The following is a 13,627-nucleotide window of genomic DNA, read 5'->3' as shown; positions in this document are numbered from 1 at the left end:
ACAAATATGACTGCGAAACAACTGGTAACGCCTGTTTTCGTTGCCCTGACCGAATTGGGGGCTGCCCAGGCCCGTTCCCTGAAGGAAAAACTGGGGCGGGGGATCATTCACGGTCGCCGCGGACGTGTTGCAGAAGAGGCTGCTGATCTCCTCTTTGATCATGCTGTCGAGCATATCCGTGATCTCTTTCAGGCCGGAGAGGCCATTGTGGGCCTCTGTGCGGCCGGAGTGATGACACGCGCTGTTGCCCCTCTGCTGGCTGACAAGATGGATGAACCACCTGTGCTGGTGATGGCAGAGGATGGCTCTGCTGTTGTGCCGTTGCTGGGTGGACATCACGGTGCAAACGAACTGGCGCGTGAACTGGCGGCATTGCTGGACAGCGTTGCTGCGATCACAACGGCATCAGATACGCGCTACGGAGTGGCTCTCGACGAGCCGCCTGCGGGCTGGAAGCTTGGTAATCCGCAGCATTACAAGGCTTTCATGGCCGAGGTTCTCGCCGGCGCATCCATCAGGCTGGACGGGCAGGCGGACTGGGTCAGCCAGTCAGACCTGCCACTGGCTGCAGATGGCGCCCTTACCCTGACGGTGACTGAGGCACCTCGCGAAGGCTCTGAGAAAGAACTGGTTCTGCATCCGGCAACGCTGACACTGGGCGTCGGGTGTGAGCGCAATGCTCCGGCAGAGGTGCTGGAGAGCCTGGTTCTGGAAACGCTTGCGGCAAACAGTCTGTCTCCGAAGTCGCTGGCCGGCGTCTATTCCATTGACCTGAAATCCGACGAGACGGCGGTGCAGGCTCTGGCCCGAACGCTTGATGTTCCGGCGCGTTTCTACACTGCCGGAGAACTGGCTGAACAGGGCCCGCGCCTCAAAAACCCGTCCGATGTCGTGATGGCAGAGGTTGGCTGTCCCGGTGTTTCCGAAGGAGCAGCGCTCGCTGCCGGTGGCCCGGACTGTGAGCTGATTGTTGAAAAGCACAAGAATGCCAAGGCCACCTGTGCCGTCGCCCGTCGTGCAGAGTCTCTGGACGGCAATTCTGTCGGTGTTGCACGGGGGCGTCTGGTCGTGGTCGGCCTCGGTCCGGGTGACAAGTCCTGGCGTGCGCCTGAAGTGGATCAGCTGGTCCGCGGCGTGACCGATCTGGTTGGATACCACCTTTATCTGGACCTGCTGGGACCGATCGGGGAAGGCAAGGAGCGTCACGGCTACGAGCTGGGCGAAGAGGAAATGCGTGTGCGCATTGCCCTGAACCTGGCCGCAGAAGGACGGTCCGTTGCACTGGTCTGTTCCGGTGATCCGGGGATCTATGCGATGGCAGCTCTGACCTTCGAACTGCTGGACCGTGGCAATCGTCCCGACTGGAACCGTGTTGATATTCAGGTCGTGCCGGGCATCTCCGCCCTTCAGGGCGCTTCGGCCCGGATTGGTGCGCCACTGGGGCATGATTTCTGTACCATTTCCCTGTCCGATCTCCTGACACCGTGGGAAGCCATTGAAAAGCGCCTGAACGCTGCTGCACAGGGTGATTTTGTCGTTGCCTTCTACAATCCGGTGTCCCGTCGCCGGACAGAGCAGCTGACCAAAGCCGTTGAGATTCTTCTGCAGCATCGTCCGGGTGATACACCTGTCATGCTGGGGCGCAATCTCGGACGTGAGGGTGAAACCATGACTGTGGTGCGTCTGGATGAACTGAAGTCCGAAATGGTTGATATGCTGACAGTTGTTCTGGTTGGCTCCTCGACATCACGGCGCGTTGCCAAATCCGACGGCAGCTGCTGGGTTTACACGCCACGAGGCTACGAGAAAAAGGCGCATCTTTACGCTGATATGGATGCCGACAAGGTTGCAGGAGGCCAGTCATGACCGTTTATTTCATTGGCGCAGGTCCGGGAGCAGCTGATCTGATTACTGTTCGCGGGCGCGATATTATCGAGCGTTGCCCCGTGTGTCTTTACGCCGGGTCGCTGGTCCCCCAGGGTGTCATTGATTTTGCGCCGGAAGGTGCGCTGATCAAGGACACAGCACCGATGAACCTGGACGAGATTGTTGCCGATATGGTCGAGGCCCACAAAAAGGGGCAGGACATTGCACGCGTTCATTCAGGAGATCCCTGTCTCTATGGTTCCATTGCCGAGCAGATGCGCCGGCTGGATGAGGAAGGCATCGACTACGAGGTTGTTCCGGGCGTGTCCGCCTATGCAGCGGCGTCTGCCGAAATCCAGAAGGAACTGACCCTGCCGGATATCAGTCAGACCATTATTCTGACGCGGACCTCCATGAAGTCTTCAGCCATGCCGAACAATGAAGATCTCAAAACACTGGGTTCCTCCGGTGCCACGCTGGCCATTCACCTTTCTGTTCGCAACCTCAAGCACATTGAGGAAACACTGACACCTTTCTACGGAGAGGATTGTCCTGTCGTTGTGGCCTACCGGGTGACCTGGCCGGACCAGATGATTATCCGTGGTACGCTGAAGAACATTCGCGAAAAGGTGCGAGAAGCCAAGATCACGCGGACGGCTCTGATCCTGGTGGGGCATGTTCTGGCCGAACACAGTGACTTTACAGACAGCAAGCTCTACGATCCCGATTTTGTGCATGTTCTTCGTCTTGGAAAGGACAAGAAAAAAGCACAGGAAGTGGAGCGCGAAGCCAACACCCCGGGTGGCACTGATTAAACCGGGCGGTGTTGATTAAAGCTTTGATGGCAGGAGCCGGATCAGATAGCCTGATCCGGCTTTTTTCTTTTTATATCAAGCTGAAGGGATCGAACTCATGACCTTGCCCAGAACTCCGTCTTTCCGTCTGGATGGTCGCAAGGCACTCGTTGCGGGTGGCACGTCCGGCATTGGGCTGGGATGCTCGGTTGCGCTTGCAGAAGCAGGCGCTGAAGTCCGGGTTGCAGCCCGCCGGGAAGCGCAGGTCATGCAGACAGTTGACCTGCTCAGAGAGCAGGGCTGGAAAGCGGAAGGTGTGGTTCTGGACGTCGCAGATCAGGAAAGAACAGCGCAGCAGGTCAGGGAGCTTGGTCCCTTTGACATTCTGGTCAACAGCGCGGGTACGGCAAGGCACAGTCTGGCCGTCGAGACCGAAACGGCTGACTATGATGCTGTGATGGACCTGAACCTGCGCGGGGCCTATTTCCTCACGCAGGCTGTAGCGCAGGGGATGATAGACGCAGGCAGAAGGGGAAGCATTGTCAATATCTCTTCCCAGATGGCGCATGTTGGCGGAATGGAACGCGCTGTTTATTGCGCGTCGAAATCCGGTGTGGAGGGCTTTTCCAAAGCCATGGCCATCGAACTGGGCCAGAAGGGGATTCGCGTCAACACAGTTTGCCCGACCTTTGTCCGAACTCCTTTGACGAAGCCGACCTTTGATGATCCGGACAAGATCAGGTGGATTGAGAGCAAGATCAAGCTGGGGCGTGTTGCCGAGATCGAGGACCTGATGGGGCCAGTTCTCTTTCTGGCGTCCGATGCCTCTGCGATGATCACGGGCACATCCCTGCTGGTCGATGGAGGCTGGACTGCGGATTAGGGATATCGGGGCAGGGGCTGATCTGCCGGTTCCAAACAGGGAAAAGGGCAGCTGTGCGCTGCCCTTTTTTGTGCCTGCTGGCCGAAAGCGCTGTTCTGAAAGTCAGGACGCGTCTTTCAGGTGGGCGTAGCTTGCCCTGAAGCGTCCGAACTTGTGCTGCCCGCAGGTGACGGTCTCGTACTGTGCAGGGCGCTCCGGGGTCACACACTGCGCAAGAGGTCCGAACTCTGCATCGAAATCGGCATCGATGAAGAACGGGATGGAATAGCGTTCGCGTCCGGAGGTGTTGACCACACGGTGCAGGTTCGCGAGGTACCGGTCATTGGTCAGGCGCTGGACTAGGTCGCCGATGTTGATGACAAAGGTGCCGGGAACCGGCGGACCTTCGACCCACTGGCCTTCGCGGTTCATCACCTGCAGGCCACCAACGTCATCCTGTGCAAGGATGGTGAGATTGCCGTAATCCGTGTGCGCGCCGATCCCCATCACACTCTCGTCGATCTTCCCGGTCTGGGGCGGATAGTGCAGCAGACGCTGGATGGAAATCGGGTTTTTCATCCTGCTCTCGAAGAAATCCGGCGCAAGGTCGAGACTTCTGGCGATACCCTGGAGCAGGATTTTCGAGAGAACCTTCATGGCCTCGTGATAGCCATAGACAGCCTCGCGGAACTGCGGACGGCTTTCCGGCCAGAGATTCGGACCGAAAAAGGGTGTCACGGAATCTGCTGTCTCCGGACCAATATCAAAGCATTCCTTGAAATCCTTTGTCTTGGCCGGATCGGTGTTTTCTCCGAACATTTCGATATAACCGCGCAGGGCTGTGCCGGATTTGCTGATGTGCAGGTCCATCTTTTCCTCAAGCGGAAGATCAAAGAAGGCGCGTGCTTCGGCAAAGGTATTTTGCACCACGGCATCCGGTGTGCCGTGATTTTTGACGTACATGAAACCAACATTGGTCAGGGCCCAGTTGATCTCTCCGGCAACCTTGTCCGGGTCTGATCCGTCAATCAGAGGGGCAATATCGATCACGGGGATGGAATCAAAGTTCTGGCGTGTCGCTCTCAGGCTATCATCCAGCATGGAAAGAGGGGATTGAGTCATTTCAGCATGTCTCCTGTCTTGATAAGACAGTGATGTCTGGTATTTTATATGTATACAACGGTGATTAAATTCACCATTGTTTAGTTTTTCTAATCTGATATGGGGTGTGATCATAACGATAAAAACATTATCCCCATTTTGCGGGAAAGATACACTATGGCAAAGCGTCCCTACGATTTACCCCCTCTCAGTGCCCTGGCCAGTTTCGAGGCTGCTGCGCGGCATGTTTCCTTCAAGGAAGCGTCCCGAGAACTGAATGTGACGCCGGCGGCTGTCAGTCATCAGGTCAAGGCGCTGGAAGCCGAACTGGGGCAGCTGCTTTTTCACAGAAAACAGCGGGGTGTCGTTCTGACAGAGGCCGGTGCCCTGCTTTTTGTTTCCCTGCAAAGAGGCTTCGAGGAGATGGCTGATGGTGTGCAGCGCCTGAAACGTGCGGCCCATGATGCTCCGGTTGTGATTCAGGCAACCTCGGCGGTGTCCTCTCTCTGGCTCACTTCCCGTCTGGCGCGTTTCTGGAAGGACCATCCCGACATTCAGGTCACCCAGCACGTGATGGACAAGGTCGAGGCCTCGGACGGTGTTGATCTGCTCATCAACTACGGGGAGATGCCTGCGAACTCCCAGAACTGTTTTCCGCTCTTCGGGGACAGGATCATTGCCCTTGCCAGTCCTGCGGTTGCAGAGAAGTACAGTGTTCGCAATCTGGAAGACTTTGAAAATGTTCCGCTGATCCACTTGAACGACAACCTGCTGAACTGGACAAGCTGGCAGGAATGGGCCGAACGTCTGGGGTATCAGGGGAGCTACAGGCGAGGCACCTTTGTCGACAATTACATCGTGGCCCTTCATGCAGCGCAGGATGACATTGGCTTTATCCTGGGATGGGAAAAACTGACCCGTCAGCTGAGAAAGACCGGGGCACTCGTCCAGGTGCTTGAGGTGTCGATTGAAGCGCCGCACATCTATTATATCGAAACCCGCAATTCCAGTTCGGAGAAGGTCTCCAAACTTCGGGACTGGTTGCTGGCCGAGGCGAAGGCATCACCCGATTTCAACTGATTCAGCGGTCCGGAAAACCCTTGAAGCAGGCGGCAGGGCAGGGCGGTCAATCATGAGGACGGGAAGGCCGAGCGTCCGGGCGGCCTTCAGTTTCCCGGTTGTGCCCTCTCCCCCGGCATTCTTCGTGACAATAAGGGTGATCCCTGCGGATTGAAGCAGGGAGAGTTCACTGTGCTCGTCAAAGGGGCCGCGGCTGAGAAGGACACTGAGATTTCCGGGTTTTGACTCTTCTGAAAAGTCCGGGGCTTCAATCATTCTGGCAAGAACGGAGTGCTTCGGGTTCTGGCAGAAGAGCGGCAGCTCCTTTTGACCGGTGGTGAGAAGAACAGTCTGGGGCTGCTCAAGCGCTGCGAGCTTTTGTGCGGCGTCCTGAAGGTGTTTGCAGGATATCCAGTTGTCGTCTTCTGTTGCCTCCCATTCCGGACGTTGCAGGAGACAGTGACCGATGCCCAGGTCCCGGCAAACGGAAAAGGCCGTTTCTGTCATACGCTCTGCAAAGGGGTGGGTGCCATCCACAACAAAGTCGATCTTTTCACGGAGCAGATAGTTCCTGAAGCCTTCAAGCCCGCCAAAGCCTCCGAGCCGCTCTTCACCTGCGATTGTACTTCTGGCTCTGGTGACGCCTGCACGGGAGGTGATAATGCGTTTCTGGTCTCTTTGTTCCAGGACGAGCCTCTGCGCCAGGGCATAGGCCTCCGGCGTGCCGCCAAGGATGAGGATGGTGCGGGGAGAGGGGGTCATTTCTGTTTTGATCCTGAGGCCTCGGGACTGCGGGCAACGATTTCGCCAGCGCGTGTTATCAGAATGACATCGACTGTTGTTTCGGGCTGTCTGCTTCTGTCGGCCTTTTCATCGTCCCGGTTGAGAACAGCCAGAGCCTGATCCCGTGCCAGGGTTGCGACCCTCTCCCCAAGGGGGATGTGCAGAGCCTCACAAAGACCGAGCACCTGATTGGCTGTGTTGGCGTTTTGAATCCGGGCAGGCAGATCATCCGGAGCTTCAAGTTCCGGGTTCTCGTCCAGCAGTTCGACAACGCGATCCACAAGCCAGCCCATATCAACCTGGGATCTGCTGGAGTGGAGATCCATATGCCCCATGGCGAGCTTGGTCAGTTTCCCGAAGCCTCCTCCAATCGTCAGACGGGGAACGGGGTGCCGCCGCAGATACTTCAGCATACCCCCTGCGAAATCCCCCATATCCAGCATGTCGCTGTCTTCAAGTCCGTAGAATTTCTGGACCGCTTTTTCGGAAGCATGGCCCGTACAGCCGGCAACATGAGGGCGGTTGTTTGCAAGGGCGACGTCAATTCCGCGGTGGATGGAGTGAATCCAGCTGGAACAGCTGAAAGGGATCACCACACCGGTTGTTCCCAGAATGGAAAGGCCGCCGAGAATACCCAGCCGCGGGTTCCAGGTTTTCTGTGCCAGTTCCTCTCCGCCGGGAATGGAGAGGGTTACTTCAATGTCGGGGTTGCCTTCAGCGTCAAAGGTGAGCTTGTCGAGGGCCGGATGATTTTCATCCTGAAGGGTTTGCAGGACTTCTTTCACGTTATTTTGAATCATCTGCCGCGGGACAGGATTGACAGCAGGTTCTCCGGGGGGAATGGGCAGTCCGGGTTTGGTCACGGTGCCGACCCCTTCGCCAGCAACAAAACGAATGCCGCTTCCTGACAAGCCAAAGGTGACAGAGGCGCAGATTTTAGCCAGATGCGTGACATCCGGATCATCACCGGCGTCCTTGATCACAGAGGCCTCGGCCCTGTGCGCTTTCGGAAGGAGTTCTTCTGTACAGAGCGCAAAGGCAACCCTGCTTTGATTGGGGAGTGTGATGGTGACGGGATCAGGGAAATGACCTGTCAGCAGGGCTTCAAAGGCTGCACGTGACGCGGCAGTTGCGCAGGAGCCTGTTGTCCAGCCCCGCCGGAGCTGGTTGTGTTCCTGATCAGCTGCAGCTTCATTTGTGCTATGATCATCTGGCCTCTGGACCATTGCGGCTTGTCCTGTTAAAGCGTGTCACAAGTGTTTAACCCTCTACAGACTTTCATATCCCAAGAAAAGTCATACGAGAAGGATTGTATTGCAGATGGAAAAGCAGAGCCTGGATTTACCGCTTGATTTTCCCGAGTTTCAGGAAGGCTGGGTCTGGCTTGTCGGGGGTGGCCCCGGTGATGCCGGTCTTCTGACACTTTACGGATTGCATGCTCTGCGTTCTGCCGACGTCATCGTTTATGACGCTCTGGTTTCCGAGGATATCCTCAAAATGGCCCGTACCGGTGCCGAGCTGGAATTTGCCGGCAAGCGCGGCGGCAAGCCATCGCCAAAGCAGGCGGATATTTCCATGCGTCTTGTTCAACTGGCCAGACAGGGCAAGCGGGTTCTGCGTCTGAAGGGAGGTGATCCCTTCGTCTTCGGGCGTGGTGGAGAGGAAGCGCTGACGCTGGTCGAGCACAAGGTCCCCTTCCGGATTGTCCCGGGCATTTCCAGTGGAATCGGGGGACTGGCCTATGCCGGTATTCCGGTCACGCACCGGGAGTGCAATTCTGCAGTGACCTTTGTCACCGGGCATTCAGCCTCCGGCCGTGTGCCGGAAAACCTCGACTGGAAGGGGATTGCAACCGGATCGCCTGTGATCGTTCTCTACATGGCCATCAAGTATATCGACAACATTGCAACCCTGCTGATGGAATACGGTCGTTCTCCGGATGAGCCTGTCGGTATTGTGACCTCTGCCAGTACGACGGAGCAGAAGGTCTATGAAACAACGCTGGGAACCTGTGCCCGTGATGTTGTTGAAAAGGGCATTCAGCCACCGTCGCTTGTCGTGATTGGCGATGTGGTCCGCATGAGAGCCGGGCTGGACTGGCTGGGCGCTCTGCAGGAGGGACGTGTTCTCGTTTCCGATCCCCTGAACAGGGATTATCCTCACGCAGAGTCAGCCTGAACAGAGTGAACGGCGGAGAAGAGCATGGTGGACAACTCCTTGCGCGGACTGATCATCGCGGCTCCGTCATCCGGTAGCGGCAAGACGACCCTGACCCTGGCGCTGCATCGCCATTTTCGCAATCAGGGCATGAAGGTTGCGCCGGTCAAGACTGGGCCGGATTACATTGATCCTGCCTTTCATTCCACAGCCAGCGGGCGGCCCTGTTATTCGATGGATTCATGGGCCATGCGCGCCGAGACGCTTCGTTCCGTTGCCGAATGTGCCCTTCTGGGGACTCCGGAGCAGGACGGGGCCGACTGGATTCTGGCTGAAGGTGTCATGGGGCTCTTTGACGGAGGCCCGGGAGGTGCCGGTTCAACGGCTTCGCTGGCAAAGCTGACAGGCTGGCCTGTTGTTCTGGTCGTTGATGTGATGGGAATGTCGGCATCGGCAGCGGCGCTGGTTCATGGCTTTGCAACCTTTCACAGGGATGTCCGGGTCTCGGGTGTGATCTTCAACAGGGTTGGCTCCCCGCGACATGCCCGCTTGCTTGAAGAGGCCTGCGAAGGCCTGAACATTCCGATTTTGGGGCACGTCAGTCGCAAGGAGGATGTCGCCCTGCCGGAGCGTCATCTCGGACTCGTGCAGGCTGCGGAACATCCGGAGATCGAAGCCTTTCTGGATCGCGCTGCGGACCAGATCAGCCGGGAAGTTGACTGTGACGCCCTGGCCCGCCTTGCTCAGGACGGTCAACTTGCAAATCCTGCCCCCGTGACACAGGAACAACCGTTTCTTCTGCCTGCGCTCGGGCAACGTATCGCGATTGCCAGGGATGTGGCCTACGCCTTTGCCTATCCGGCCGTGCTGGAAAGCTGGAAGGCGCAAGGGTGTGAGCTGTCCTTTTTCTCTCCGCTCAAGGACGAAGCACCGGCGGGAAACAGTGACGGGATCTATCTGCCGGGTGGTTATCCCGAGCTTTACGCAGGCAAGCTGGCATCCAGTTCCCTCTTTATGGAGGGACTGAGACAGGCCGCCGGACGCGGAGCCAATATCTATGGCGAGTGCGGTGGCTATATGACACTGGGCAAGCGCCTGATTGACAAACACGGGCAGGCCCACGCCATGGCAGGCCTTCTGCCCGTCAAGACATCCTTTGCCGTCAGAAAGCGGGCGCTGGGCTATCGACAGGTCGAGTGTCTGGCGGATTCTGTTCTGGGGTCTGCAGGCTCATCCTACAGAGCCCATGAATTTCATTACTCGACTGTTGTCGGTGACGAATTCGACGAAAGGACCCGGCCGCTTTTCTCCGTGCAGGATGCCGCTGGAACCGATCTTGGGCAGGTGGGCTGCCAGTCGGGAACCGTGATGGGATCCTACATCCATCTGCTGGACCGTTTCGTGGGTTGATTAGCCTTGCAGCGTGCATCCGAGTCGCATCCGAGTCCGGCGGGGTGATTCACTCCGGCTTTGATTTGTGAACTGTCAGGAAGCCTGCTTCATGTATTGCTGAAGTGACAGGCTGTGATCCCTTGCAGCGCGCAGGACCTCCGGCTCCTTCATATCTTCCGGTGTGGCAAAGAGACTACGTTGTGGAAGGGCTTTTTGCGTCAGCCATGACAGAGGCGCGGCAATGATCATACAGGCTGCGATCAGAACAAGCTGGGGTGTCAGGATGCCTGTAACGATACCGGCAATCATGATCAGACCGAGAACTGTTTCAACAGCATGGAAACGCAGCACTGTGGCAAAGGCTGTCTGGCTTCCTTCACGCTGTTGAGGTGCCCAGCCTGCATCGCGGCCCATCAGAATGCGGACAATGATCAGAACATGCTGGATCATCATGCTTGGCGCCATCAGGGCAGAAAGAAGCAGTTCGCCTGTCAGGGAGGGCAGGAAACGATGCCATCCGCCCCACTGACGCATCAGGGGATCTGTGAGAATGGCATGGGTGACACCCAGAAGCTTTGGCGCAAAGAGCAGGGCAAGTGTCATGACAAGCAGTTCCTGCGCCATGGCACTGTCCATCACGGGCCAGCGTGGCATAAAGCTGTAGGGTTCCGGGAAATAGTCAACAGGGGCTGATCCGGCATAAAGCGCAACCAGAGCACCGGCGAGCAGGAAGCCCAGCCAGAAGAAGGATGCAATGTAGGACATGGCGCCGTGCAGCATGTGGAAACGGTTTGCCGAACGCAGGCCTGCGCCGAAGATCAGTCCCAGATGCTGCAGGTTGCCCTGACACCAGCGGCGGTCGCGAACCAGATAGTCAATAAAGCTCGGAGGGCTTTCCTCATAGGAACCGGTCTCTCCCGCAAGCAGCTTGACGGACCATCCTGCGCGTGAAAGAAGGGCGGCCTCGACAAAATCATGGCTGAGAATGGCACCGTTGAGGACCGATTTGCCTTCGCGGTGGGGAAGGTCTGCACAGCGGGCAAAGACGGCTGTGCGCATAATTGCGTTGTGGCCCCAGTAGTTGCTTTCCCGTCCGGCCCAGGCACTGAAGCCCTTGGCCAGCAGGGGACCGTAGAGTGCTGTTGCGAACTGCTGGAGGCGCGGGAAAATGGCTTTTGAGCGAACGATGCGCGGAACAGATTGCACCAGTCCGAGAGCCGGGTCGGAAGCCAGTTCATCCGTCAGGTTCAAAATGGTCTGACGGGTCAGCAGACTGTCGGCGTCCAGCACCAGCATTGCATCATAGTTTGCGCCCCAGCGGGTGATCCAGTCCTTCAGGTTGCCTGCCTTGCGGCCTGTGTTGTTCTCCCTGTGGCGATAGAACAGCCGCGCTGTGGCTGCGACCTGCTGGCGGGCCCACAGAAAGGCTTTCTTTTCCTGTCTGACATCCTGCTCGTCGCGTGTGTCGGACAGGAAAAACAGGCTGTAGCGATGGCGACTGTCAGCGGCTGTCAGGGAGTTTATCATGGCAACGGCATTGCCAAAGACCATCTCCGGCGCTTCGTGATAGAGCGGCAGTAAAATGGCGACGTTCAGGTCATCGGACTGTTTTTCGGTTCTGGCCTGTTCCCGTCTGAAAAGGCCAATGAGGCCCTGATAGGATGCCATGCCAAAGCCAAGCAAGGCGTTCACAAAGCCGATCCCCAGTCCGACAATGCTGAACACAAAGAAGATCATCATCATGATCTCCAGACCGGCAAAACCCTGCGGGGCAAGCACGTCATGGATTGTCAGGGAGAACCAGCAGACGATTGCGGCCAGAAGGCTGATGCAGAAAAATCGCAGCGACAGGATCCGCTTTTGCCGGATAACACCGGGGCCTTCAGGATCAACGAAACCGTTTTTCAGGCACTGTGGTTCCATTGCCAGAGGCGCAGCTTCGGGCATCCAGTCCGAAGGCCTTTGGGGCAGACGCAACAGCTTTCCTGTTTCTGCATCGGCAGTTACAGGAACTTCACGAGCAAAGCTGTTTTCGTTTTGCGTGTTCAGACTGTCCATCGATAAAGCCATACTTCGCTGAGAGGTTTGCCGGTTTCCCTGTGGCGCAGCTGTGCGCGCAGGTCAGACCAGCGATCTGTCTGGGGATCAAAGTGGAACGTGAGACGAATGCCGCCTGTGTGCCAGTTTTTACGCAGGCTCCATGACTTGATCTTGCCGGCCGGTGTGGAACGGTTGTCCAGGGTGATTTCGTCCAGATCGTCCGGAAGTCCCTCGTGTGCGGCAAAGTCAACCATGACCATCCGGCCACCCTGACGGTGCTTGCTTATAATGGTGCCTTCGACTTTAGACAAGGGATGCTTGATCGGAGCTTCCCAGCACCAGTCGAGATCATAGGCGAGGGAGTACTGTTCACCTGGCATCAGGGGTTCATCCGGTCGCCAGTAGGCGGCAATGTTGTCATTGGTGGAATCGATACTCGGAATTTCGACAAGTGTGACAGCACCCTTGCCCCACTCACCTTTGGGTGTCACCCAAAGCGATGGGCGGGATTCATAACGGAAGTCCAGATCCTGAAAGTCCCTGAAGTCCCGCGAACGCTGCATCAGGCCGAATCCCCTGGGGTTTTCATCCCGGAAGGCACTGATCTGCAGGTGGACGGGATTTGCGAGCTGGCGCCAGAGATACTCGCCGTTGCCGTTCAGGATCATCAGGCCGTCACTGTCGTGTTCTGTCGGACGGAAATCGTCAAAGCGCAGGTGGTCTGTCTCGTCAAAGAGGAACATGCTCGTCAGCGGGGCAATGCCGACGTGGCGCAGTTCTGCGCGGGGGAAGAGGTGACAGGAGATTTTCATCTTTGTGCTGTCATCCGGTGTGATGTCGAAGCTGTAGCATCCGGTGATCCGCTTTGAATTCATCAGGGCATGAACACGGATGGACTGCGCATCGGGAGCAGGCTTTTCCAGCCAGAAATCTGTAAAGTCCGGGAATTCCTCGCCCCAGGGTTCACCGGTGTCAATGGCAAGCCCGCGTGCGGAATTGCCGTACCAGTGATTGCGCCCCAGACCGCGGAAATAGCTGGCCCCCTGGAACACGACAAACTCGGCTGCGTAGTGCGGTTCGTTGATATAGGTGTGCAGGCGGAAACCGGACAGGCCGATTGTTTCGTCAAACGGCAGATCCGGCACGTTGTCTGCGTAGGTGAACATGTTCCTGTTGAACAGCACCCTGCGGGCCTCGTCACCTTCGACAATGTTCAGATTGATCGTTTCCTTGTAGAGGAACCCCGGTGCAAAGAACTGAACCTGATATTCACTATCTTCCTCGTGCCACAGGGCTGTGTCGTGCCGGGAGAGGATGCCCTTGTACTCGTCATAGGACAGCTGCCCCCATTCCTCTGGAACCTTCTGAGGAGGACTGTAGGGCTGCTGAGAGAGCAGACGCGCCTTTTCAATCAGTCCCTCCAGGGAGAAGCTCTCGGCTGTTCCCAGCTTTACAGAAGCGTCACCGGTTGCGGGAGGCTGGTCTGAAGCCATGGCCTGTCCAACCAGAGAAGGGGCCAGGGACGACAATCCCATAAGGGTCATGAAGGTGCGACGATCAATGGTCATGGTGC

11 protein-coding genes are annotated in these 13,627 nt (G+C 57.2%); 6 read left to right on the top strand and 5 right to left on the bottom strand.

Annotated features, from left to right (window positions below; genetic code table 11):
• Positions 1-6 precede the first annotated feature (6 nt).
• The 3 genes from cobJ to AAAH10_RS00455 all read left to right on the top strand — a co-directional run bounded on the left by cobJ (position 7) and on the right by AAAH10_RS00455 (position 3,543).
• Positions 7-1,866 carry a precorrin-3B C(17)-methyltransferase gene (gene cobJ / locus AAAH10_RS00465; RefSeq protein ID WP_343559390.1) on the top strand — a complete coding sequence of 620 codons (1,860 nt, stop codon included), beginning with the start codon at positions 7-9 and terminating at the stop codon, positions 1,864-1,866.
• Positions 1,863-2,681: a precorrin-4 C(11)-methyltransferase gene (gene cobM, locus AAAH10_RS00460; RefSeq protein WP_343559387.1), complete on the top strand. Its 819-nt coding sequence runs from the start codon at positions 1,863-1,865 to the stop codon at positions 2,679-2,681. The genes cobJ and cobM overlap by 4 nt, the downstream gene beginning before the upstream one ends.
• 97 nt (positions 2,682-2,778) lie before the next feature.
• Positions 2,779-3,543, top strand: coding sequence for an SDR family NAD(P)-dependent oxidoreductase (locus AAAH10_RS00455; RefSeq protein WP_343559384.1), 765 nt, complete (start codon positions 2,779-2,781; stop codon positions 3,541-3,543).
• A 102-nt stretch (positions 3,544-3,645) separates the two neighbouring features.
• On the opposite strand, the gene AAAH10_RS00450 is transcribed toward AAAH10_RS00455, so the two are convergent.
• Positions 3,646-4,644: an isopenicillin N synthase family dioxygenase gene (locus AAAH10_RS00450; protein WP_343559381.1), complete on the bottom strand. Its 999-nt coding sequence runs from the start codon at positions 4,642-4,644 to the stop codon at positions 3,646-3,648.
• A 156-nt stretch (positions 4,645-4,800) separates the two neighbouring features.
• Between AAAH10_RS00450 and AAAH10_RS00445 the strand changes: the two genes are divergently transcribed.
• A complete protein-coding gene (locus tag AAAH10_RS00445; protein WP_343559378.1) occupies positions 4,801-5,703 on the top strand; it encodes a LysR family transcriptional regulator in 903 nt (300 codons plus the stop codon).
• Here AAAH10_RS00445 and AAAH10_RS00440 read toward each other — a convergent pair.
• Positions 5,686-6,444 (bottom strand): cobalt-precorrin-6A reductase, encoded by a 759-nt coding sequence (locus AAAH10_RS00440; RefSeq protein ID WP_343559376.1) that lies wholly within the window; start codon positions 6,442-6,444, stop codon positions 5,686-5,688. The genes AAAH10_RS00445 and AAAH10_RS00440 overlap by 18 nt on opposite strands.
• Positions 6,441-7,691 carry a cobalt-precorrin-5B (C(1))-methyltransferase gene (locus tag AAAH10_RS00435; protein WP_343559373.1) on the bottom strand — a complete coding sequence of 417 codons (1,251 nt, stop codon included), beginning with the start codon at positions 7,689-7,691 and terminating at the stop codon, positions 6,441-6,443. The genes AAAH10_RS00440 and AAAH10_RS00435 overlap by 4 nt, the downstream gene beginning before the upstream one ends.
• A gap of 94 nt (positions 7,692-7,785) precedes the next feature.
• Between AAAH10_RS00435 and cobA the strand changes: the two genes are divergently transcribed.
• Complete coding sequence (gene cobA / locus AAAH10_RS00430; RefSeq protein ID WP_343559370.1) at positions 7,786-8,643, top strand: uroporphyrinogen-III C-methyltransferase; 858 nt, start codon at positions 7,786-7,788, stop codon at positions 8,641-8,643.
• A 24-nt stretch (positions 8,644-8,667) separates the two neighbouring features.
• Complete coding sequence (locus tag AAAH10_RS00425) at positions 8,668-10,032, top strand: cobyrinic acid a,c-diamide synthase CobB (protein ID WP_343559367.1); 1,365 nt, start codon at positions 8,668-8,670, stop codon at positions 10,030-10,032.
• 75 nt (positions 10,033-10,107) lie between these two features.
• Here AAAH10_RS00425 and mdoH read toward each other — a convergent pair whose 3' ends face one another.
• Together mdoH and AAAH10_RS00415 are read right to left on the bottom strand one after the other, a co-directional pair.
• On the bottom strand, positions 10,108-12,072 hold the full coding sequence (gene mdoH, locus AAAH10_RS00420; protein ID WP_343559362.1) for a glucans biosynthesis glucosyltransferase MdoH: 1,965 nt from the start codon (positions 12,070-12,072) through the stop codon (positions 10,108-10,110).
• The gene (locus AAAH10_RS00415; protein WP_343559359.1) at positions 12,060-13,622 is read right to left on the bottom strand and encodes an OpgD/OpgG family glucan biosynthesis protein; all 1,563 of its coding nucleotides are present in this window, start codon (positions 13,620-13,622) and stop codon (positions 12,060-12,062) included. The genes mdoH and AAAH10_RS00415 overlap by 13 nt, the downstream gene beginning before the upstream one ends.
• Between the last annotated feature and the right edge of the window lie 5 nt (positions 13,623-13,627).

Source organism: Carbonatibacter coralli (genome assembly GCF_039592655.1).
Classification (GTDB): domain Bacteria; phylum Pseudomonadota; class Alphaproteobacteria; order Kiloniellales; family Kiloniellaceae; genus Carbonatibacter; species Carbonatibacter coralli.
Note: the sequence above shows the minus strand (reverse complement) of the source record. Positions and strands in the feature narration are given on the sequence as shown.

Coding starts and splice junctions, on each gene's coding strand:
- AAAH10_RS00435 (WP_343559373.1), bottom strand. CDS start 7,691: ATGGTCCAGAGGCCAGATGATCATAGCACAAATGAAGCTGCAGCTGAT.
- cobJ (WP_343559390.1), top strand. CDS start 7: ATGACTGCGAAACAACTGGTAACGCCTGTTTTCGTTGCCCTGACCGAA.
- AAAH10_RS00415 (WP_343559359.1), bottom strand. CDS start 13,622: ATGACCATTGATCGTCGCACCTTCATGACCCTTATGGGATTGTCGTCC.
- AAAH10_RS00445 (WP_343559378.1), top strand. CDS start 4,801: ATGGCAAAGCGTCCCTACGATTTACCCCCTCTCAGTGCCCTGGCCAGT.
- AAAH10_RS00440 (WP_343559376.1), bottom strand. CDS start 6,444: ATGACCCCCTCTCCCCGCACCATCCTCATCCTTGGCGGCACGCCGGAG.
- mdoH (WP_343559362.1), bottom strand. CDS start 12,072: ATGGACAGTCTGAACACGCAAAACGAAAACAGCTTTGCTCGTGAAGTT.
- AAAH10_RS00455 (WP_343559384.1), top strand. CDS start 2,779: ATGACCTTGCCCAGAACTCCGTCTTTCCGTCTGGATGGTCGCAAGGCA.
- cobM (WP_343559387.1), top strand. CDS start 1,863: ATGACCGTTTATTTCATTGGCGCAGGTCCGGGAGCAGCTGATCTGATT.
- cobA (WP_343559370.1), top strand. CDS start 7,786: ATGGAAAAGCAGAGCCTGGATTTACCGCTTGATTTTCCCGAGTTTCAG.
- AAAH10_RS00450 (WP_343559381.1), bottom strand. CDS start 4,644: ATGACTCAATCCCCTCTTTCCATGCTGGATGATAGCCTGAGAGCGACA.
- AAAH10_RS00425 (WP_343559367.1), top strand. CDS start 8,668: ATGGTGGACAACTCCTTGCGCGGACTGATCATCGCGGCTCCGTCATCC.